The organism is Methanobrevibacter sp. (genome assembly GCF_045114555.1).
GTDB lineage: Archaea > Methanobacteriota > Methanobacteria > Methanobacteriales > Methanobacteriaceae > Methanobrevibacter.
Genome location: NZ_JBGUKT010000020.1, coordinates 1 through 22,728 on the forward strand (window position 1 = coordinate 1; position 22,728 = coordinate 22,728).

Below are 22,728 nucleotides of genomic sequence, written 5' to 3' on the forward strand. Positions count from 1 at the left end.
GTCCTGCACCATAATCATAGGTTTCCATACCTTCTGCTTTGGAAATAGGTTCTTTAATCTCATCAGCAGTGATTCCAAGCAAACTAGCTTGAAACTTCACACTTTTAATCATCTTACGACGAGATTCAACTGCAAAAGTCTTAATAGCATTCTTATCCATAAACATAACCTCAATTAGAGTCTTATATTAACAATATCAATTTTATCATCATCTAAACGTTTTTTAACTTCAGATTTTATTTGATTTAAGAACATTTCTAAATCTTCTTCACTTTCTATTTTAACTTTAGACTGGGCTGCAATGAATTTAATAGGAAGATCTACAGATTTTGGTTGTATTGGAGGATCAACAATAACATTTCCAGTCTCTTGAGATTTAATCCTTTTAAAATCATTGATTTTAATAATGCAATTGTCTTTTAATATTAAAGCTTCATCACTTACTCCTTTAATAACAGAAATCGCATTAGCTTTAGTTAATTTTTTAGATAAGTTATTAAATCTATTTTCAAAATCAGTTCTAAATTTAGAATTCAATTCCTCTTTAAATTCATAATCTGCATCTAAAATAGCTAAAACTTCATTTAATTCATTATTAATATCATTTCTTGGAGTTACTTTCTCTTTATCAATAATTTCCTTATGTTTTTCTTCAAACTTATCATTCAATTGCGGAAGATCTTTAATTTTGGAATAAGGATTAGGCATTCTGAGAATATCTCTAATCTGATTAACAATATCAATCAATTCCATATCACTGATAAAGTTCATATTGGATTCATATATCTTATAATTCCTGCTTGCCTCATCAAAATAATTCTTTTGACTGCTAGTGAAGAATTGAATAACAGAATATGTATTATCACCCATATCCAAAAATTCATCTTCTTTTTCCACTACAAAACTATAGAACTGATTAATGGATTTTTTAGATTTTACATCCAACAATAAATCTCTTGCATCAATTAAAGCATCCTTACCAGGATAATCATCATTTATCTTGTAATAAGTTAAACAGTCATTAATATCATTCAATTTTTTATCGGAAGCTATAACAAACTTATCCATAATGAGTTCATCATTATCAGAACTTATGCTTTCATTGAAAACATCTTTTAAGAGTATTTTGACAGTTTTTACGTCTCTTCTTTTAATACCTTCTCTTTTTTCAACTAATAGCTTTTCCCTGAAATCCTTTCCATCCAAGAACTTAAAGATTTCATCAGCTTTATGAGACTTTAAGGAAACGATCTCAGAATTCATAATCAAATCAATTCTCTTTTGAGAGAAGAGTTTAGCTACAAGCCATTCTACATCAAGCTCAATAAAACCATAAGGAGCAGAAGTGAATCTCATGAGAATTGTCTTCATGCTTGGCTTGATATGATTGCTTGATTGCATTTCAACATATGCATATAGATCATTTAAAGCATTATTTGCCTTTGATTCCACTCCAGCAAAAGTTTCTTGAGAAGATTCCTTGATTGTAGCAATAATATCAGATTTATCTGGTGAAAAGTCCATATAAGTGAGCTTATGAAAGACTTTAGATACCAAATCACCTAATGCATCATTGATTCTTTCACTTGCATTTTTCTCTGGAATGTCCACTTTAGAACCATTTACATAGATATCTGCCTGTTTAAGAGCTTTTTCAAGCAAAATAACAATTCTTGATTCCTTCTCTAAACGCTCTTCACTTTTTGCAATTTTGAGATGTTCCTTGATTTCTGTGCTGTTCTTTTGAAGGTATTTCTCAATCTGCAGGCTTTCTTCAATCTCTTTAAATACAGTGAAATCATTATTCAAATGCAATATGACTTCCTTATTGTTTTGGGAAAGTCCTCTTAAAGCATTATAAATCATTTCCTGCTCTGAACTTTCAGATAATGTAGTTTGAGCTGAGCTTTGCACATTGAAATCATAATAAGGGCTAATGATTCTAAGGCCAATGTCATTCTTATGCATTCCACTATCTATATTATCAATTGCCTTGTTAAAGGCAAAGTTATACTTATTGTTGTATTTGTATTTCTTTTCCTTGAAAATATCATAAAAGATAACATCAGATGCCTTATTTAGTATTTCACCTAATTCTACATTGACATTTTTGATTTCCTTGTTAACATCCTGCTCTTCATTGGTTAGGAATGAATAGATATCTCCATTTTTCTGAATCAAAGTCTCACGTTCTAGCCTTACCAATGATTTGACAATCTTATTTCTAAGCTCTGGCATATCTTCATCAATGTGAGATATCATCAATATGGTGATATTATCCAAGTTTGCCTTAAGCTCCTTGACATATTTGATAAGGAACAAAGTCTTCAATACATGAACATCAAAATCAGTTAATAACTCATTATATCCTGCTTTAATGATAACAGAACTATGAGAGTGATCAATGAACTGTGATAATGCATCATAGAATATATTGAATGGAACCAATGACTGCTCATCCTTATCCATCATTTCAATAGCTGCATGCTGGAACATTGCAAGCATTGAACGTTCCCCTTCAGCAAGGTGTTTTCCTGATGCTCCATGCTCCCTAATAGAAGTCAATGTATATTGGAGCAAATTGAATTGATAAGGTATGAATGGATAAATAGATGCAAAATCATCTGCATTTGCATAATTTTTCATCTCTGCACTGTCAGTAAAACTGAAATTATTCCTTAATATAGGTTCAACTTGTGGATAATATGCCTTCAACATATTATTAGCAACTTCATTTTTAGCCAAAATTCTTTTTCTGATAACTTCGTCCACATTTGCAGAGGATAATGAAAGTCTTGTTTTAAATCTTCCTTGAATTTTAGAGAAGTCCTGACCTTTTACATCAACCAAATCATCAATATTTTGTTGGCTTGTTACAATAATCCATGCTTTTCCTTGACATTTAGTTCCTAAATCTTCTGTAATTGATTGTAAATTAAGCATTAATTTAGTATCATCACCAATGTATTGGCCTACTTCATCTACCAGGAATACAACATGATGATGTTTTCCTTTAGAATTACAATATTCAGCCACTTCTTCAGCAAATTTTTCAATAGAGATATTAAAGTTATCTTCAGCCTTTTCAGCCCAATTTTGTGCAGATTCCTGACTTAAAAAACCAATACTAACAATTGATTCTACAATTTCATCAACGATAAAGTAATAATCATCTCTTACAATTTCCCAATCTTCACCATTTATAGATTTGAAAACTGATTTAAACTCTTCATATTTTCCTTCAGAATCCAATTTCTTCTCAAAATCAGCTAAAAATGGATATTCTGTACAATATCCTCTCATTTCATTAAATACTTTTACAAAAACATCTAGAATCTTATCTTTTTCAGAGGAGGAATTGGAACTTTTTGAATCAATATTGAATAAAATAACATCAGTGCTAACACCACTTGATTTAATCATATCTGCAATGACAACTGGATCTTCTATCTTATTGTCTTCCTTAAAGAAATCAATTGGTCTTCTAGATTTACCGAGATTTTCCCTATCTTCAACTTCCAATTGACTATTTAATATGTAAGATAAAATCTTTAGGAAGTGAGATTTACCACTACCAAAGAAACCGGAAATCCAAACACCCATATCATCAGTAGGTATTGTTGTTCCTTTGGCATAAATGTTAAAGAATTCACTAAAATGCTTCTTTAGTTCATCTGTTACAACATATTCATTCAATTCTTGATATATGTTTTCTTCATCCTTTTGACCTACTTTAATTACACCTTTAATGTCCCTATCAATAGGTTTTTCAAACATTTCTCCTATTTTCACATGCAACACCCCTAATCCACTAATGGAAAAGCTCTATAATAATTACTATCCTTAATTGTATTGAACAGCACCAAATCGTTTCCAGAATATTTTCCTGGGAAGAACATAATCACTGGAACCTCATCTAACTGTTGATGCAAGTTGTTTAAAACGTTATGAGATCTAAGCAAAGGATATGCCTTGCCTACACCTGTAATAAAAATGACTGAATTTTCTGTGTATCTATCTATAATGTAATTAACGATTAAATTTGAATCCATACCTAACTTTAACATCTTGGTAACAGCTTTTTTAGCATGATCTCTGCCTTTTGTCTCTTCAAATTTAAAGGTTTTTTCCAAATAACCCTTATTTTTTAGAATATCCAAAATAATCTCATATAAGTCAAATTCAAGTATCTTAAATCCTAAATTAGGATTATTGTTAATCTTATTTTTCAAATATTCAATTTCTTTACGAACTCTCTGTTCGTATTTAGGATCATAATCAAAAATAAAATAACCCACTTCGTTTCCTAAACCCTTATTCTGTAAAAAAGAAGGTTCTTTTATTTTTATTTCTATTTGATTCAATCTTTCTTCAATATTCAATTAAATCCCCACACCCTAAGTTAATTAATTATTTTTCTCCAGTAATAGCATAATAATAAGGACCTAAGTTGTTTTCAATTAGCATATTCTTTAATCTTAAGTCAACAAATGGGACTAAAATCTTTCTTTCACTGCCTGATGGCTCCAAAACACCTGCTTCAGAAAGCATATTCCTATAACCTCTTTTAAGTCTTTCAACAGTTTCATCTGTCCATTCACTGACTTCATCACTTTGATAGGACTTTTCATCAAAGAATTTATCAAAATCCTTAGGTTTTAAAGTAAAGTCACCTAAAATAATATGTTCTCTAAAGACTTCGTACATAAATTCAAAAAAGAGTTTATCAACATTTAAAATAGATATCAATACAAAAATTTTTGCTGAATTAGTGTCTGTTCTTAAGAAATATTCTAAAATTTCCTCTGAAAAAAAGTTTAAACGCCTGAATACTGCATTAGTTATCTTTGTAGCACGATGTTCAGTATCTACTTGAAAAATATTTTCATCTAATGCTAAATCGAGAATTTCCTCTTTTGAATAACCCCCTACTATTAATTCAGCAATTTTTCTAGATTCAATAAACCAAAAAGAATCATTTGTTAAACCTGCACTATACCTCAATTATTTCACCCACAAATTAATTAATATAATATATATAAAATATAGAATATAAAATTTTTTAAAAATATTTAAAAAAGTGAAGAAGATGGCGAAAAATAAAGAGAAAATTTGAAAACTAAAAACAGAATTAATTAATCCAATTCGATTAATTTTTGCAAACTATCTAAAAACTCTTTCCTATTAAGAACAATTATACTATCCCCAAATGGATCATAATCATTCTTAATCCTTATTCCACCCCAAGTAACAAGAACTAAAGGACAGTTGTCACAAAATGTAGCATCTGAATTATCTAAAATCCTCTCAAAGTCTTTATAATAACCCATTACCTTATAAACACTATCTCTCACATAATTAGTGCTGCTACTGTTCTTAACTTCTATAATCCTATAAGTTATTTTTCCCTCTTTTTCAAACTCTAAAATAATATCTGGAGCTCTATAGGACCATCCAATCTTATAATTCCTAAGAATATCAGCATACTCAGAAACTTCTTGAAGTGGTTTTGGAAGGTATTGATAATGAACAGTCACCTTAGTTCCATCCTCAAGCACATCACAAGTGGAATAGTCATTTCCACCATGTAATAGCCTTAATTCAGGGCTTGGCAACAGTTTAACAATTGAATAGAATATATAAATCTCATACAATTTGTTAGGATTGGTAGCTCTAATCAACCTATGTTCAACCAATTCTTTAAGAAGCCCAATATCCTCATTGATGAATAAATCCTCATAAAGCATGAATGCCTTAGCCACCCTATGATAAAGAACATTCCTGTTCTTAAAGGCTTTTCTGATATGCTTAGCTTTAATAACCTTAACATCAGAAATGTCATCAAAATAGACTTTTCTTAATGTCTTTTTAGCCATCTTATAATTGTTTCCAACTATCTCATACCAATTCTTTTCCTTAGACAAGTTCTCTACATCAAATGGATTTTCCTCATCATTTTTTGTATAATCCACAAAATCAAGATAATTATTCTTTAAATTAATAATCTTTTTTAGAACAAACTTCAATAGCTGATTCTCTTCCAAGTCATAGAACTTAGATGGTGGTGAACAAACAAAAAGACTAGGATCATTATATCCTTTGGAATATCTAGTCTTAAGAGTTGCATTCCAATCTATTCTGCCTCTAACAATACCATTGAACTCTTCCTTTTTCTTTTGAGTAGAATGTGAAAGGTTTCTAAGAAGATATGGCAATATTTGAATTAAGTCTCTGACTTCATCACTTAACAAGAAATGCACTGTTTTTAAGGTTCTTAAATCATCATCATCCATTTCAAATAGATCTTGGACTTTGATGGTGAAATTAGTGCTGACTTCACCTGAAAAGAGGTAATAATGAATAAATTCCTTAATTTCATTATAAATTAAATCAATATTGTATTCTGTAACCTTGTAATGGTCATTGATATCCTTTGATTTAATCTCTTTATCATTCAAAGTTCCAAAAGGTTTATTTTTAGATTCAATTTTTACTGAAACTTCAACAGAACTTTCTTTTTCATAAACTTGATACATAGGCACTCAAAGTATTTTCTAAAATTTTCATATAGAATCAATTAAATTAAAAATAACTATAAAAATAATTAAGGAATATCTAAAATAATCAAAATTATAATAGCTAAACTTAATTAAAATTATAGTAAATTATTACCTAAAATTTAGGAATCAATCCCTTCAACTCTTCATCCAAATATGATGATAAGCCCATATCACCAATTAGCTTTCTGATTTGTTCAACTTTATTCCTATTAAGTCCTTCAAATTGAGGCACAATATACGAACTTATCGCTTCTGCAAGGATTAAATCAGTGCTGTCATCACTTATTTCATCTCTAAATTTGATATATTCCGTCATATCCTTAAATATCGCAGGCCCTAATTTTCTAAACTTAATAACATCATATACTCTAAGAAGATTATTTGTGTATTCATCAGACAAATCATTAGCCCACATCTTAATAAGGTCTTTATAATCGGATTCTTCAGGAAGATCTACCTCAATAAACATGAATCTTCTCATAAATGCATATGAAAGATCAAATAAACTATCCTTATCATCAACATTCATTGTCCCAATAATTCTCCAATTTTTTCCAATATAATAAATTGCATTTTCCTCATCATATGTTGAATCATTTTCTTCCCATAATTTGATTTGGATTGGTTTATTGTTTTCTTTATAAGGCAATTCAACATCTTGTTTAGATAAAACTGTGAATAATTGTCCAAATGCTTTATCAATATCTGCACGATTGATTTCGTCAATAATAAGCCATTTATTTTCAGCAATTGCATCTAAAAATTTTCCACGATAGAAGAAAAGTTCTCCTTTTTCATTAGGCATAAGCCCTCCAATTGTATCAAAAGTAGACCAATCAGAGGTAGCGGTAGTGAGAACATAACCATCAATAAAGTTATTATCACTTGCAGCAGTTGCAAATTTCTTTGCAAGCTCTGTTTTACCAGTACCTGGAGTACCATCAAGGATAATATTCTTACCAGCATTTAAAGATGCACATAATTGATTGATGATGTTTTCGGATATTTTAAATGATTGTAACTTAGATTCTAATAAATCAGGAGTTAAATAAAGCAACTCTGTTTTATTTTCAAAACTATCATCACTTTCTACATCATTAGCCTCTTCCTCCAAATCTTCTTCAAGAGATATGTCCTTTCCATAAAAAGTTTCATTTGTATTGACATAATACTCAATTGGTATTCTTACTGCATTTTTTCCTATATAATTTATTGGACTTTCAGAACAAATATAATGGCAAAGTGGATCAAATACTAAAAAGTCACTTACATCTACCTTATCATAGAGATAAGCATTCCTCAATTTGTCTAAGAATTCATGATATCTCTTATTTTCATCAATATAATCGGATAGGGATTTACTTATTATAATTTCATCCCCTAAAATCAAAGATAATAATTTTACAGTCTCAATAGTTTTTTTGTTAATTACATAGTATTGATTATCTAAATAATAAAGTATTGAACTGAAACGTCCGATTCCAAGCCCTTTAGAATATTTGTTTTCAACATATTCTTTAATTATTCTCCTTTGATCTTCTTCATCATCATTGCCCTTAAGTTTTAATAAGGTTTCAAATAATAAATTAGCCATATTTTCTAAATCTTCATCTGAAAGACCCATCTGGGATTTAAGTGCAGATTTAACGTTGGATACGCCATCCTTATGAACTCTGATTTGTCTATTTAGAATTTTTTCCCATACATCCTGATGAATGGGTTGTCCATTGTTATATTTCTCAACTATTTCATTCCAAGCTTTATTTATTTCTTCAGACTCTTTTTCATACCTTTCTAAATGCTCTTTCACATCATCTTCTTGTAAAAGTTTATAATATTCATCATAAAGATTTTTTAAAATCTTTTCTTTCAATCGAGGGTTATTTCTTGAAACCGCACATAAAAATTTATCCCACTTTTCATCATCCCATTCAACTACAGCATGTCTTGCAAAGAAACGATAACTAATCTCCAAATCATCAGGAGTATGAATCCATTTAACAGGATAAATACTGTTTAATCCATAATCATTTTTATTTTCATTTTCTTTTGGTGGAATAAAATCCCCTATAACTACACCAATACCTGCAAATTTATCATAACCTGAATTAACAATTATTATATCTCCTCTACGAATCCATTTGGCAAATTTCCAGACCATTGTTCTAGATGGGGCTTTAATATCATATTCCATCAAGTATTTATCCAATGCCCATCTATTTTTAAAACTAGAATAATCTATTTCTTCACCACTATAATCAAAACTTATACCAATATAAGAACCTTTTTTAAATTCTTCCCATGCCTCTTTAGATATTGATGAATAACCAGATGCAATTCTCCAAATTCTTACATTATCGTTTTTAGGGCGAAGATCAGATTTCAATGGAGGTTCATTTTCTAAAAATTTATAAAAATCAGGAATCAAATCTTCATAAATCTTCAATAATGATTTAAAAACCTCTTTTAATTTTTCATTAGATAACTGATCATAATTAAAAGATTCAAAAATTAGGTTGTAATCATAAAACTTTATTTGATTAAATATTTCCGGAAATTTCTCTTCAATCTTTTTCTTTAAAAAATCGAATCTATTGTCTCGTTTATTCCTTGAAACATTTTCTGTGCCGAGACTTAGACCAATATTATAAATTTTTTCCTTTAAATCAAAATCTGAATAAAAGTAAAAACCATCTTGAAATGTATCTGTAATTTTAGTACACCTTATACCTGCCCATGGTTCTTTAACCCATTCCCCAGAACCAACACTTATTTTACTAATATATTCATATTCGTTTGATGTGAATTCTAAAGCAAAATTCATAAAATCTTCATTAAACTCATGCCTCATTTTATTAGCAAATTCATTACCTTTTAATGGTTTCTGCTTTTCTTCTTCGTATCTGTCAAAAATCTCTTTTAAATCACGAGCAAAATCAATTTCCATAAAAAAATCCCCCTAAATTCTTCAACTAAAAATAAGGATATCTGATAATATTTTTATTTTAATAAATAATAAAATTTTATATTTGAATTTATTTTATAAGATTATTTATATCTTAAAAACAAAATAATATTTAAATATATAAACTTCATAGAGTTGATTCCATGTCAGATGAACTTTTAGAGAAATATTTCGCAGAACTTAGAAAAGAAGACATAAAAGAAGAATTCATTAAAGAGCTTGAAGAATCCATAGAAATCGGTTCCAAAGAGGAAATAGTTGAACTTGTAAAAAAACATTACTAGGTGGTTTTAATGAGTAGAAAATTCAATGTAAATGAAATTGAAATAAAATCATTTAGAGGCCTTAAGAATTTCTCATATAATTTTGATAATAAATCATTAGTATTATGTGGACCGAATGGATGTGGAAAAAGTTCAATTACACAGGCATTCGAATACCTATTCACTGGACAAATTGCCTCCTTAAAAGGGATTCAAGGATTGAAACATGATGAAGCGCTCATTCATAAGGGAGATTCCAAAGAAGATCTATTGGTCAGGGCAAAAATAGGGGACAAGTATATTCAAAGATCATTTAATGAAGAGTTTGACCCTGGAGAATTGTCGGATATCTATGAAGACTTTAAAAACGGCTCATTTTTACTTAATAGGAAAAAGCTTTTATCTTTCATTGAATCAAAACCTAAAGAGAGGTATGATCAAATTACTGGACTAATATCATATGAAAAATATGATGAGATAGAAACCAAATTACGACAAGCTACAAAAGCAATAAATGATGAATTAAACATATTGGAAAAAAAGAATAAGGAGAAAATCAACGAATTAACTCAATTCTATAACTGTGAAGAAGAAGATATCTATAATAAAATTAACATTTCATTGAAAAAGAACAATTTAAGTGAAATTAATGAATCAACTGATTTAAAGCAATATATTAATGAAAATAAAATCACCAAGCCACATAAACTATTAAGTCAAGACATTGAAGGAATCAACAGGAATTATCAAGAATTATTGGATAATTACGAAAACATCACATTAATGGAATTGAAAACAACTAATTCTTTAGTTTCCTTACTTGAAAAATCTAAGGAATACCTTTTAATGGAAAATCCACAAGAATGCCCTATTTGTCAAAATGAGATTGATAGTGAAGAGATCATTGAAGATTTAAGTCCAAAAATTAATCAAATCAATAAGGAAATGAAATTATTTAAGACTTGGAAAAACGATTGTGAGAATTTAATAAGCAAATTAATAGACCTAAATTATCAAATAAAAGATTTCAATAGCGATAAAAACACATTGGACTATGATTTAAATGACCTTATCGAATCTTTAAAGGACTTGTCTAATTTTGATAAAAAAGTATCTGAAATGGATAAGGAAATCCTTGATAATTTAAACGAAGATATTTTATCAATGAAAAGTAAAATCCAAACAAATGCAGAGGAAATTAACCAAGATTTGGATAATCTGATGATTCTTAAACAATATTTGGAAAACAAAGAGGATCTGAAAAAAATACAAAAACAATATGAAGTCTCTAATACCTCTTTTGAATTATTTAAAAAAATAAAAAAAGAAGAACTTGAAAACATTTTAAAGCAAATAGAGGATTATACAATTGAATTCTTCAATTATATACATGACGGTGATGAAATTCTTAACCCTAAAATGAAAATTAAAGGTTCATCAGGCCTACTTTTAGGTTTATTCTTTGGGGATGATGAATTCGAACCAAGATCATATTCAAGTGAAGGACATATTGATACCTTAGGATTATGCTTATTTTTAGCATTTGTAAAAGAGTTCAATGAATATGACTTCATTATCTTAGACGACATTATATCAACTGTAGATTTAGAGCATAAGGAACAGGTGATTAGTCTATTGTTCAAATACTTTGGAAACTATAGATTCATCATCACTACTCATAATAAGCTATGGTTTGAACAATTGTTCAGACTCGCTGAATATTATAAAAGAGGAGGATTCCAATTTATAGAGATAACCGATTGGGATAAGTATATTGGGCCATCATTATCCATAAGAATCGATGAAAAGAAAAGAATTGAAAATTACATTAATAACAATGACACTTTTGCTGCAGGAAATGCAATAAGACGTCATTTAGAATATGTACTGGATAAAATATGCAAAACAAATGGAATTGCATTGCCTATTAAAAAGCATTATACTGTGGATGATTACTTCCAACCAACCAAAAAATTTGCAGAAAACATGTTCACTGGCACTAATGTGGAAGAATATTACCGTGATGTCTTCGAACAACTTGATTTGTCATTATATAAAGCTAATCTAACATCCCATAATAATGAATTGAATTATGACTTGAACATGAGTGAAATAAAGAAATTAAGGGATGCTGTCTATAATTTGGAAATAGCATTTAAATGTAAAAATCATAAAGGAAATTATGTTTTGAAATTCAATAAGGACAAAGGTTTAGGATATTGCAGCCAGAAAAAATGCAAAGACTTCTTTACCTTTAAAAAAATAAAAAAATGTAAATAGAAAAATAAGAATATTGAAAAAGTATTTTTTATTTATCTATTCATATATTTCTAAAATTACAGAGCCAGGCCTATTTTTGGTTTTTACAGCAATCAAATCTCCTGGTTCTAAACTTTTAATATAATTATAATTGTTCCCACTAATTTTGATTATATTATCTGTAGGACTTTTCACTGTAACGAATCCTTCGATATCTACAATTCTCATGTTAATAGGATTGCTTTTTTTAGTTCTAATAGCAAGGATTTTATCACCTATATTAAATTTTTGTAAATTGTAAAAATTCTTACGGCCTACAGTAATAATAGTTTTAACAATGTAATCTCTACTAAATTTCTTATAAACAGGACGATTATTATTATTAGAAGATTTAAGGTCTTTATTATTATTTAAATCATTAACTTCTTGAGATTCATTATCGGGATTATTTATTTGCTGTGAAAAAATCTGTTTTTTCATAAATTCAAATTCTTCCCTAGTCAACAATCCTTTTTCATATAATTCTGCATATTTAAATAATAATTCGTGAGTTGATACATTAGAATCTTTTACATTAGTTTCCGGATTAATATCTTTTTTCCCAATATATTTATTTTTAGAATCTGAAGTATTAAATGCATGATCATTCCTTTTTAATTGTTTAAAATTATATTCCTTCAAATCATTTATTGTAAATGAAGTTCCTAATTCTTTATTGACAAAATCCAATTTCTTACTAAACTTAATTTTATTGGTTTCCCCTCTAATGTAATTCTTCTTAAACAATATAGATAAAGTATCTAACATAGACTCATAATCACCTAACTGCTCATAAGAAGATATTAAATTGTCATACATTCTTATGCTATCAAAATCAGTATATTCAAAAACACCATTATAAAAGTCAATTACACTTTCATAGTCGCCATCGTTCTTGAATTGTTGGCCAATGAATTCCAATTCCTGTCTCATTTGAGCTCTTTCATAGGAATATTCACTATCAATATCCACATAACCATTGTGCTTTTTATATATCCTTTCAGCTAGAATCACTGGAAAATTTTCATTAAACTTATTGAGACTTCCATTTTCCCTAAAATATTTGGTATAACTTAATATTTCCTCATCTGTTGTTAAACCTCTGTCTCTTAGTTCAAAAAGCTTTTTAGAGAACCACAAGTATTGATTATGACTACAATATATCCCACTTTTAAAAAATTTCTTTATGATTTCTAATTGCTTATCAAATCTTTTAGGTCTTGTTCTAAGATAATATATAGCTAATTGTCTATAAACATAATAATCATTTTCGAAATAGGAATTTTCAAGTAAAGATTCCAAATATAAAATAAGTTTTTCATATTCTTTCTCTTTAGCTAATTCCTTACCTATCTCCTTTAAAGCAAATTTATTAAGAATGTTTTGAGAATCAGATAATTCTGAAGAAAAAACTAAGTTTTTATCTCTATATTTATCTAAATCAAATTTTTCCACTTGCAAATCTGCAGTTAATTTATCACATTTAGCAAAATCCTCTTTATAATCATTCTTATCTATCTGAAAATCATCAAAAAATTCCTTTTCCATAAAAATCCCTCTATAAACATATAGCCAATTTAAAAATTAAATTTATTAGATACTTAATGTTATTTTTAATGTTATTTATAATATTTTTGAAATTTTAATTTATTTCCTAGATAAAAATATAAATTTATCATAACAATATCAAATGGTTTTCTTGTTTGAAAAAGTTTTCTCCAGAACCTGTTTAAATATTTTATATAATTCAACTAAAGACTCTAATAACAAATCAAAATCCCTAATTTGAAACTCTTTCCCATTATGTACAATATTACACCTAACAGTATAATAATAGAACATTGAACCTACTGAATTATCAGGATCTAATCGATTGCACCAAAGAGTTTCAGAATTATAAACTACCCTTTCCTCATCAACATGTTCTTCTATGACATTTTTAAAAATGTCGCTGTATTCTCTAGCTAATTGTACCCTTTCATCTTTATTAATATCATATTTTAAGCTTGCATATCTTTCAATTGCTGACCATAATAACATATAATTCTGTTGTATATTGAAAAAGTTTTGAATATTAGGAATAGTTTTTTTACCATTTTCAATCTCTTTAACAGTCTTTCCAATTTTTTTCATTGCAAAAGAGAACAAAGGATCCCTTTCTCCTCTAAAGACACCTATAGCAAATTCATTTCCAGGAATTCCTCTTTCAAGATGTAAACCCACTAAAACATTTGATTTAATGCCATCAACTTCAATCTCTTTCCAATTATATAATGCCCTACGTTGAGTATTGCTTATAATATCATAAGCTCGTTTTTCATGACCTTTTTTAAAATATATCAAATAGCCCTGTGTATAATACCTTTTATCTTCTTTATCTTCAATTAATGGTACTCCATCTCTAGTAATCATTTTATAATGGATATCTCTAGGCCTTTTACTAGTCTTTTCATAATCAATAAATTTTTCGATTCTTGAAAAAGCTAGTTGCCTAGGTTTAAATATCCCATATGCAAAAAAAGGCAATTTATAATCATTATTGAAAGTTAATGGGTATGGTTTCTTTTCAAATCCATCATTATCACAATCAAAATGTACATTATTCTGATTTTTATTATCTATTTCACTTTCTCTTCCGGAATTAGGATTCATTTTTATCCCCCTATCAATTAATTATTTTTATGTTTTTACAATATTTCTATATCACTAATTGCTCAAAACCGAAAAGTATATATACTATGAAAAACTTAAATATTATGTTAGAAGGATAACACCAAATCCTAATAACAAGCTTTAAAAAATTACACCAAAGCTTTTTTTAAAAAAACAACACGGAGATGATAACATGACCACTTTAAAATTAACTAGATTAAACGAACCAAACATAGAAAAACTTTACGAAATGAAATCAACCCTCAGGAACATCCTTGAAAAAGGAGATTTCGAAAATCTAAACGCCATATTAGATTTCCAGGACAAGGATGGTAGCTTCAAGCTATTCTCCACTTATAAAATCCCTTCAGATGCAAGGGTTGACTTCTGCCATGAGCCAACATACATCTGCTCATCAATTCTCATGAAAGCATACTTAACAGGAGATTCCAAATTAAAAGAAAAGATAGAAACTCCTCTAATCCATGGATTAGAAAGATGCTGCTGCAGAAACTTAACTGGCCATGGATACGATTCACTTCAAGGACAAATCGAAGCATTGAACATCTTCATGAAAGGTGGGCTTCGTGAATTCATTGATCTTCACCCAGACTTAAATTCAAAATTCACAGAAATGATATTGAATATCATGGTTGAATTTGATGCTCGTGAAGAGCAAGAAGCTTTCAAAGGCACATGGGGCGAAGACTACAAGGAAAACATACTCAAAATAAACGAATACTTCAGCACTAGAAAAGTGTTTGTTTACGGAACACTTATGACTGGAGAAAGCAACCACCATTTCCTTGAAAACAGCACCTGCCTTGGAAAAGCTGCCATTGAAGGATATGACATGTATAATGTGGGAGGATTCTATCCTGCAATTATACCTGGAAATTCAAGAATCATTGGGGAACTTTACGAAGTTCATGAAAATGACATGACTTCAATAGACATGCTTGAAGGCGAAGGAAGCCTTTACATTCGCAAATGCGAAATTACAACAGGCAATGAATTGGCTTACATCTATGAATACGCTCAAGACACTGAAGGACTTGAAAAAATAGATTCATGGAAGGAATACATCTGGTATGTATCCTATGGAAGCAACATGCTTGAAGAAAGATTCCTTACCTACATCGAAGGAGGATGCTTTGAGGATGGAGGTTCCTATAACGAAGCTTGCTATGACACAACTGCCCCTCTTGAAAAAAGGACAATAGACATCCCATACGACATGTACTTCGGAAACCATTCAGGATCATGGAACGGATGCGGAGTATCATTCTTGGATACAAGCAAGAAAGGACATGCATTGGGAGTCGCTTATCTCATTACAAAAGACCAATTCAAGCACGTGGCTGTAGAAGAAAACTGCGGACGCTATCCAAATGGACAAGGAAGCTGGTACGAAGACATCGTCGTCCTAGGAGAAATGGACGGAATCGAAATGCGTACCATAACCAACATTGAATTGAGAGATTACAACGAACCTTGCAAGGAATACTTGAACACTCTTAAAAGAGGAATCAGGGAAAACTGGAGCGAAATGTCTGAAGAGGACATTGACAATTACCTTGATAGTTGCATTAGAGGATAAATTTATTCCTTTAACAACTATTATTCTTTTTTTAATATTATGAAAAAAACTTAAATTCAAAACTTTTTTTCCATTTACTCTTTTTAAAAAAATTCTTGTTATTTTACTTAATAAACTCTTTTCCTCCAACCTACATATTAAAATTCTAAAAAATAGAAAATTAAAAATAGAATTAAAAAGATAATATGTATATAAAAAACATATGTAGGTGAAGAATATGGATAAAAAGATAATAATCGCTATAGTATTAGCTGTTGTTATTGTCGGCAGTGCTGCTGCTTATGTAGCATATGACATGATGACATATGAGAAAAAGACCGTTGAAATATTTGAAAATGGTACAACCATGGTAGTTCCTGCTACTCTTGAATTAACAAACAGATCAGACATAGCCGTTAATTTTGATGACAAGGAAAATACTACCCATATTGTTGGATTCCGATATGATGATGACAGTAGTTATTTAAACCTCAACGCTTTTGCTGAATCATTAATTGATTCATATATCCATAATTTAACTGATAAAGCAGAGCTACAAGATAATGGTGTATTTAAACTTAGTGCTGATGAGAGGAAAAAACTTGCTGCTCAGATGGGAACTAATACAAAAAATAAGGATAATGTATCTGACTTATACATTGGAATTCTTAAAAATGATACATTAAATCAGACAATAATTATCGCTTCTGAGAATGAACAGTATGTTGTAGATATGATGGATAGTGTGAAATGGAAAAAACCACTTAAAGTAAGTGCAGATGATGGAACCGGCACTAAAACTAAAACAACAAAACCTGATGAAGAGTTGGATGATGAAACCGAAGACACTTCTACTGAGTCTGATGTTAGTGTAGATAACACTGAAGCGGATTATTCAGACGATGAATATGATGATAGTTATTATGAAGATTATGGAGTAAGTGATAGCGGCCAATCATCAAGCTATGAATAATTGTGTTATCTAAAATTATTAAAATAATATAAACTAATAGATCTTTCTATTAGTTTCTTTTTTTCTTAAAAAATAAAATTTAATCTTTTCTTTATACTCTTTTTAAAATAATATAAGTTTCAAATCCTCTCTAAAAAGAATTTAAATTCATTATGATCCATAATCTCAACCATATCAAATAATCCAAGATCTCTCAATCTATCAAAAGGCTTTCTTAAAATAAACCTATAGGAACCAGCCCTATCTGCAGCTGGATTCCTCTTATCACAAACCGCTACAACAATATAAACCTTCTTAATGCTAGACAGGAACTCACTTAAATCCAACTTATCCTCCTCAGAAATGTTATTTTTATTGCAATAATCCTTATAGACATTAGGCAATGCAAGATCAAGAGTTTCAAATGGCTTTAACCTTAACTTAAATGCAAGTTCATCCCCATAACTGTTGTAAACTCTTTTCAATCTCTCATAATACTTATCATAACACTCATAATCTTTATCCATATTATACAATATTTCCTGAAGCTGACTTCGTTGATTATTCTTATCAACTCGCACTCCTTTATACTCTATGAAATATAGAACTTTTCTCTTTTTATCCAAATACAAACCGTCTACTGTAGATGGCAGGTTACAAATATCTATAGTTTCAGTATCCCTACAAATATCATCAAAGGAATACATCATGAAATCACTACTTACAAGAGGTTCCTTTGATTTACTGAAGCATTCTTTCTTTTTAATTGAAGGACAATCTTTATCATGAACCGGGCATGGCATTGATATCTCTGATACAGTCTGATAGTACTTAGTGTAACTGGACAAAAACTTATCAAACTTTTCCATATCATCCATTTCAATCACCATCTAATTTCTTAAACATCAAGTCCATCTTGATCTTATCAAGGATATCATAAGGTTGTCCTAGGTTTCTATATATTGCCTCCAGATTATTGGAGTCAACAGAAACAATGTCATACTGATACCCTTCTGCCTTTTGAGTTAGGTAGAAATAGCTATCATCTATCAAGCCATAGTATTGGGAATATAATTCAATGGCTTCAATGAAGAAAGGACTATGTGAAGCGATGTAAATGCTTAAGTCAAGCTCCTTTACAAGCAAGACAAGAATCTTTGCAAACTTGATCTGCCATTCAGGGTGAAGATTGACTTCAGGCTCATCCATGATCAGGAATGAATTAGGTTCAAGTTCCTTGTTGTTCAATAATGTTTGGATAATGGCTACCTGCTTAACTCCTGAAGATGTGTTTTTCATATGTGACTTGAATCCATTTTCCCTTACGAAGAACAGTTCACCGTTTTCCTTTTGGATTTGACCACCTAGAATTTCCTTAATTAGCTTTTCAACTTCCAACTCCTCATTGTGATTGTCTTCAGTTATTTCCAAAGCTGCTTCCAAACTTTTAACATGCTCTAAAAAGTAGGTTCCACCTGACTTATTGTCAAATAATGAGAATGAATCAAAGTAAAAGACCTTGCTTATGTCAATATGTCCCTTTTTATCAAACTTATAGTTCTTGAAATCAATAGTGTATGAAAACTCATCATCACAGTATATGTATGCATAATCCTTGTTTTCCTGAGGTCCTGTTATATCGAATTCACTATCAAGCAATTCCTTTATTGTAGAGTCATTTTCTGATGAAATGGCCCTTAAGAAACAGTATAACAAATTGCTTGTGGTGGACTTTCCTGTACAGTTCTTACCACCTATGACATTGATTCTCCCTATATCCATATCCGCATGATTGATTGAACCTACATTATTAATCTTAAATTTAAAATTAGACATGTTATCCCCTATTATTTTTAATAATAGTATGTTTTTTAAAAATTTAAATTTATTGAAATTTTTTTATAAAACATAAATAGCTAAAAAAAAGTTTAAAAAGAGTTAAAGCAAATGTACTTTCTAAAAGTGATTTTATGGGGGAAATAATTGATATTGCCATTGCACTATATTATCTTGTATTAATACTTTAATAGTGAAGACAATATCAATGCAGGAGAAGTAGTGGAGAAATCCACTACTCTTTAACACTAATTTGTGAATCCCAATATATAAAATTAACTGAAATAAATTAATAAAAAAGAAAAAGAACCATAAATAGTTAATTATTTATAAAAATAACCCTTCTTTTTCTTTTTTTATTTTACACTAATTCAAAACCTTTATATACTACCATTACATAAACTTGTTAAATCAATTTTTATACGGTGATATTTATGTCAAGCAAACTTGACAAACTAATAGCATCCTACAACTCTGTGGAATGTGAATTCAATGTAGACAAATCCATAGAAGTATGTAAGGAAATACTGAAGATCAATCCGAATCTAATCGAATTCCAGGAAAATCTGGCTTGCGATTATTACGAAAATAAGGAATATGAGAAATCAATCGAACTATTTAACAAATGCATAGAGAATGGTAGAGTGAGTGACAGCGGTTTTCTTATGATAGCGCTTACCTATATAAAAATGAATGAAATAGCTAAGGCATTGGAAATCTTAAAGGAAACCAAGAATAAGGAAAGATACCTATTGAATCATTTGATTGTATACAGGGAACTTGAAGAATACGAAAATGCAATCGAATACGGGGACAAAGTGCTGGACTTGAACCCTGAAAACACATTGGCATTGTATCACATGTCAGAAATCTATGATGAAATTGATGATAGCGAACGTTCCATGTTCTATTACAATGAGCTTGCCAATGTAGTTCCATCAATGAAATCTGCTGTACTGATTCGCTTATACTCTCTTGGCAAATACGATGAGCTAATCGAGTCCTTTGAAGAGCAAAAACAAAAGGGAATCTTTGAAAAGGATCTTGAATCAGCCCATTTCAATTATGTCATAGGGATGTCTTACTATGAAATGAACAAGCCTTACGACTCATTGAAATACCTCATTAACTCAGATAGACTCTATCCTACAGTGGATAAGAAAACTGCAATAGCTAAAAACTATATTGAAATACTAAAGTTCGACCTTGCTCATCGATATTTAAGGCAAGCATTGGAAATCGATGAAATGGATGAAACTTCTCTTTTTTTAATCACCGAAACATCCTATTATTTAGGATACTATTATACAGCAATCGAATATGCAAACAAGCTATTGAGTAACTATCAATATGACAAGGTATTCCATGTCCTTGGAGCAATTTATTTCGATTTGAGAGACGATCCAAATGCTTTTGAATCCCTTAAGGTAGGAACACATGTGATGCTTGAGAATTGGGATTATAGTGAAGGGCCATACAGCGAATACATTATGGAAATTGCACGCAGACTATCTAAGGCAGGATATTCAGAAAGGGCTGAAAACATCTACAATAAGCTTCAATCAAAGCATCCTGACTATTATACAATATATCTAGAACGCGCTAAGCATTATAAAAGAAGTGGAAAAGAAGAGTTAGCCGAAAAGGACTTTAAGAAATACAATGAATACATGATGGAAGAGGAAAGAGAATGGAAAGAGTTTTTAAAAGAGATAGGGGAAGATGAGGACGAAGATGAATAAAATAAAAAAAAGAATTAATCCTTATTTATATCTACCTTTAAATCAAACTTGGCAAATTTAGTCTCATCCAAGAACTTATTCATATCCTTATCCAACTTTTTAGCCAAAGTTACAATAAGATCCAAGAACTCATCAAAGCTTTCCTTATCCTGGGATTCCAATCCATGAGCTAAAATTGACTCGTTTCTCTTTTTAGTCATATTTCTGATTCTATTCTCATTTTCAATGAAATACTTGCCTAAATCATCATCCAATTGATATAGGAGATTATAATCCTTAATTAGACCTATCTTGATCTTGCCGTCTTCTTCTCTTTTTCTCTCAAGGTCTTGAATGAATTCCACACTAACCCCCTTGTTTTTTAGAATCTCAACATCAATATCTGAAGAAAAGAGCTTATACTTATACAATCTGATTTGAGCTATAAGCTCAAAAGCCCTGTATAATCTTGCAATTGCATCATCATACTTGTATTCTTCTGCCCTTCTTATTGAATTATTTATTAAACTAGCAAGAATATAGCAATTCTTAAGGTTTTCAGACTTTGACTTGCAGATTGCACCTAAGGCCTTTAGGTTTTTCTTCAACTCTTCCTTGATTTCATAAAAAATCAAACGGTCCATATTGATTTGAGTCATGAAATTGTATGCCTCATTGAAATCCATATTTTCCCAGGCATAATATGACTTGCAAAGGTTTAATAAATCATCTTTAGCTATACTGGAATCCACAATGTTATTTAAAACATCAATATTAGTAAAGAAACGATTAGCATTGAAATTAGATCTGACTCTCATAATTGCAAACTTATCATAGATTTTATAGAGATTTTGATAATTGATTGATTCTGTTCCTTGAGCCACAAGACCTGCAGACCTGTCTCCTCCAACTGAAACCAAGGTCTTGTTATACATCATACCACAGCATGCAATAGCTGCAGACATGGTTTTGGTACCGGAGGTATAGTCCATTACGATTTCAACATTGTCTTCTGATAAGATGTCATAGAACCAGATCCCTTGTTCAATTATCTCAAAGCAATGATTGAAATCATCTATTTCCTCTATATACTTGATTTCATAATCCTCATCTTCAACGAATATATCATTTTCCATTTTGAACAATTCTTCTATATACTTTATGGTCTCTTTGGACTTTTCAGTAGCAAAGAATACGACAAAATTAGGAAATATTCTATTTATTGAAGAGTAAAGCTTATTGGCCATGCTCTTATAGCCCTCTTCTTCTGAGCCTTGATTGATTCCAGTCCCTACGGTCATGAATAAAATTACTTCTTTTCGTCTCATGTCAATCCCATAATCTATGATGATTTAAAATTAATGAATTTTATATTTTTGTTTATATATGAATTAATTAATTATATTGACTTAATATTATTTAAAATTATAAACCTAGAGGAATGGAATTATATAAAATAAGAATAAGCAAAAATGATTGATAACAATACAAAAAATAGTTAAAAATAGTTAAAAATAGTTAATAGTTAAAATAGATAAAAAAGAAAAAGTTTGATTATTTAAGCATAGTACTGAAGAGGTTTGTCATCCTTTTTCTCTTCTCCTAAGCCAAATAATACTTGGAACAATTCAGAAAGGTCTTCAACTGGACCGATTCCTAGTCTAAGACAAGCTCCAATGTAGAGTTTTTCAATATCCTCATCTGCGATCTTTTCACCGTTTTCAGATTTGAGGTACCCTAGGAAATATGCAGCCACAATTGGACCAATTCCATAATCTGGGAGCTCTTTTTCTTGTTCCTGTTTTTTTAAAATATTGCTTTTTCCTATCATCATATCCCCGGAACAAAATTATAAACTTCGTCACTTATAAAGGTTTGCTATATTAAACCATTTTATGAAAA

16 protein-coding genes and 1 pseudogene are annotated in these 22,728 nt (G+C 29.8%); 5 read left to right on the forward strand and 12 right to left on the reverse strand.

The window, feature by feature from the left end:
* Positions 1-174 precede the first annotated feature (174 nt).
* The 6 genes and pseudogenes from brxC to ACJMLB_RS04965 all read right to left on the reverse strand — a co-directional run.
* The gene (brxC, locus tag ACJMLB_RS04940; RefSeq protein WP_405324148.1) at positions 175-3,792 is read right to left on the reverse strand and encodes a BREX system P-loop protein BrxC; all 3,618 of its coding nucleotides are present in this window, start codon (positions 3,790-3,792) and stop codon (positions 175-177) included.
* 11 nt (positions 3,793-3,803) lie between these two features.
* Positions 3,804-4,382, reverse strand: a complete 579-nt coding sequence (locus tag ACJMLB_RS04945; RefSeq protein ID WP_405324150.1) for a DUF1788 domain-containing protein — start codon at positions 4,380-4,382, stop codon at positions 3,804-3,806.
* Between the two features lie 28 nt (positions 4,383-4,410).
* Entirely contained in the window at positions 4,411-5,004 is a 594-nt protein-coding gene (locus ACJMLB_RS04950) for a DUF1819 family protein (RefSeq protein WP_405324152.1), read from the reverse strand.
* Between the two features lie 131 nt (positions 5,005-5,135).
* Positions 5,136-6,536: a hypothetical protein gene (locus ACJMLB_RS04955; RefSeq protein ID WP_405324154.1), complete on the reverse strand. Its 1,401-nt coding sequence runs from the start codon at positions 6,534-6,536 to the stop codon at positions 5,136-5,138.
* A 136-nt stretch (positions 6,537-6,672) separates the two neighbouring features.
* Positions 6,673-9,006 (reverse strand): AAA family ATPase, encoded by a 2,334-nt coding sequence (locus ACJMLB_RS04960; protein WP_405324186.1) that lies wholly within the window; start codon positions 9,004-9,006, stop codon positions 6,673-6,675.
* Between the two features lie 123 nt (positions 9,007-9,129).
* Positions 9,130-9,507, reverse strand: a pseudogene (locus ACJMLB_RS04965) (MrcB family domain-containing protein); the annotation flags it as partial.
* 161 nt (positions 9,508-9,668) lie between these two features.
* Between ACJMLB_RS04965 and ACJMLB_RS04970 the strand changes: the two are divergent.
* Together ACJMLB_RS04970 and ACJMLB_RS04975 are read left to right on the forward strand one after the other, a co-directional pair.
* The gene (locus ACJMLB_RS04970) at positions 9,669-9,809 is read left to right on the forward strand and encodes a hypothetical protein (RefSeq protein WP_405324156.1); all 141 of its coding nucleotides are present in this window, start codon (positions 9,669-9,671) and stop codon (positions 9,807-9,809) included.
* A gap of 9 nt (positions 9,810-9,818) precedes the next feature.
* Positions 9,819-12,068 (forward strand): AAA family ATPase, encoded by a 2,250-nt coding sequence (locus ACJMLB_RS04975; RefSeq protein WP_405324158.1) that lies wholly within the window; start codon positions 9,819-9,821, stop codon positions 12,066-12,068.
* A 36-nt stretch (positions 12,069-12,104) separates the two neighbouring features.
* On the opposite strand, the gene ACJMLB_RS04980 is transcribed toward ACJMLB_RS04975, so the two are convergent.
* Entirely contained in the window at positions 12,105-13,634 is a 1,530-nt protein-coding gene (locus tag ACJMLB_RS04980; protein ID WP_405324160.1) for a hypothetical protein, read from the reverse strand.
* 138 nt (positions 13,635-13,772) lie between these two features.
* Entirely contained in the window at positions 13,773-14,738 is a 966-nt protein-coding gene (locus ACJMLB_RS04985) for a hypothetical protein (RefSeq protein WP_405324162.1), read from the reverse strand.
* Between the two features lie 193 nt (positions 14,739-14,931).
* Here ACJMLB_RS04985 and ACJMLB_RS04990 point away from each other — a divergent pair, with 193 nt between their 5' ends.
* On the forward strand, positions 14,932-16,338 hold the full coding sequence (locus tag ACJMLB_RS04990; protein ID WP_405324164.1) for a gamma-glutamylcyclotransferase: 1,407 nt from the start codon (positions 14,932-14,934) through the stop codon (positions 16,336-16,338).
* A gap of 217 nt (positions 16,339-16,555) precedes the next feature.
* Positions 16,556-17,290, forward strand: a complete 735-nt coding sequence (locus ACJMLB_RS04995) for a hypothetical protein (protein WP_405324166.1) — start codon at positions 16,556-16,558, stop codon at positions 17,288-17,290.
* Between the two features lie 119 nt (positions 17,291-17,409).
* On the opposite strand, the gene ACJMLB_RS05000 is transcribed toward ACJMLB_RS04995, so the two are convergent.
* Together ACJMLB_RS05000 and ACJMLB_RS05005 are read right to left on the reverse strand one after the other, a co-directional pair.
* Positions 17,410-18,147: a hypothetical protein gene (locus ACJMLB_RS05000; RefSeq protein WP_405324168.1), complete on the reverse strand. Its 738-nt coding sequence runs from the start codon at positions 18,145-18,147 to the stop codon at positions 17,410-17,412.
* 1 nt (position 18,148) lies between these two features.
* On the reverse strand, positions 18,149-19,105 hold the full coding sequence (locus ACJMLB_RS05005; protein ID WP_405324170.1) for an AAA family ATPase: 957 nt from the start codon (positions 19,103-19,105) through the stop codon (positions 18,149-18,151).
* 434 nt (positions 19,106-19,539) lie between these two features.
* Here ACJMLB_RS05005 and ACJMLB_RS05010 point away from each other — a divergent pair, with 434 nt between their 5' ends.
* Positions 19,540-20,847, forward strand: coding sequence for a tetratricopeptide repeat protein (locus ACJMLB_RS05010; protein ID WP_405324172.1), 1,308 nt, complete (start codon positions 19,540-19,542; stop codon positions 20,845-20,847).
* Positions 20,848-20,861: 14 nt separating this feature from the next.
* Here the strand turns inward: ACJMLB_RS05010 and ACJMLB_RS05015 are convergent, their stop codons facing one another.
* Together ACJMLB_RS05015 and ACJMLB_RS05020 are read right to left on the reverse strand one after the other, a co-directional pair.
* Positions 20,862-22,154: a TIGR02710 family CRISPR-associated CARF protein gene (locus ACJMLB_RS05015; protein ID WP_405324174.1), complete on the reverse strand. Its 1,293-nt coding sequence runs from the start codon at positions 22,152-22,154 to the stop codon at positions 20,862-20,864.
* A gap of 230 nt (positions 22,155-22,384) precedes the next feature.
* Positions 22,385-22,657 carry a hypothetical protein gene (locus tag ACJMLB_RS05020; RefSeq protein WP_405324176.1) on the reverse strand — a complete coding sequence of 91 codons (273 nt, stop codon included), beginning with the start codon at positions 22,655-22,657 and terminating at the stop codon, positions 22,385-22,387.
* Positions 22,658-22,728: the final 71 nt, after the last annotated feature.

Bases quoted from the DNA above. Each gene is read 5' to 3' on its own strand.
- ACJMLB_RS04955 (WP_405324154.1), bottom strand. From the start codon at position 6,536: ATGTATCAAGTTTATGAAAAAGAAAGTTCTGTTGAAGTTTCAGTAAAA.
- ACJMLB_RS04970 (WP_405324156.1), top strand. From the start codon at position 9,669: ATGTCAGATGAACTTTTAGAGAAATATTTCGCAGAACTTAGAAAAGAA.
- ACJMLB_RS04975 (WP_405324158.1), top strand. From the start codon at position 9,819: ATGAGTAGAAAATTCAATGTAAATGAAATTGAAATAAAATCATTTAGA.
- ACJMLB_RS04980 (WP_405324160.1), bottom strand. From the start codon at position 13,634: ATGGAAAAGGAATTTTTTGATGATTTTCAGATAGATAAGAATGATTAT.
- ACJMLB_RS04985 (WP_405324162.1), bottom strand. From the start codon at position 14,738: ATGAATCCTAATTCCGGAAGAGAAAGTGAAATAGATAATAAAAATCAG.
- ACJMLB_RS04990 (WP_405324164.1), top strand. From the start codon at position 14,932: ATGACCACTTTAAAATTAACTAGATTAAACGAACCAAACATAGAAAAA.
- ACJMLB_RS04995 (WP_405324166.1), top strand. From the start codon at position 16,556: ATGGATAAAAAGATAATAATCGCTATAGTATTAGCTGTTGTTATTGTC.
- ACJMLB_RS05000 (WP_405324168.1), bottom strand. From the start codon at position 18,147: ATGGATGATATGGAAAAGTTTGATAAGTTTTTGTCCAGTTACACTAAG.
- ACJMLB_RS05005 (WP_405324170.1), bottom strand. From the start codon at position 19,105: ATGTCTAATTTTAAATTTAAGATTAATAATGTAGGTTCAATCAATCAT.
- ACJMLB_RS05010 (WP_405324172.1), top strand. From the start codon at position 19,540: ATGTCAAGCAAACTTGACAAACTAATAGCATCCTACAACTCTGTGGAA.
- ACJMLB_RS05015 (WP_405324174.1), bottom strand. From the start codon at position 22,154: ATGAGACGAAAAGAAGTAATTTTATTCATGACCGTAGGGACTGGAATC.
- ACJMLB_RS05020 (WP_405324176.1), bottom strand. From the start codon at position 22,657: ATGATAGGAAAAAGCAATATTTTAAAAAAACAGGAACAAGAAAAAGAG.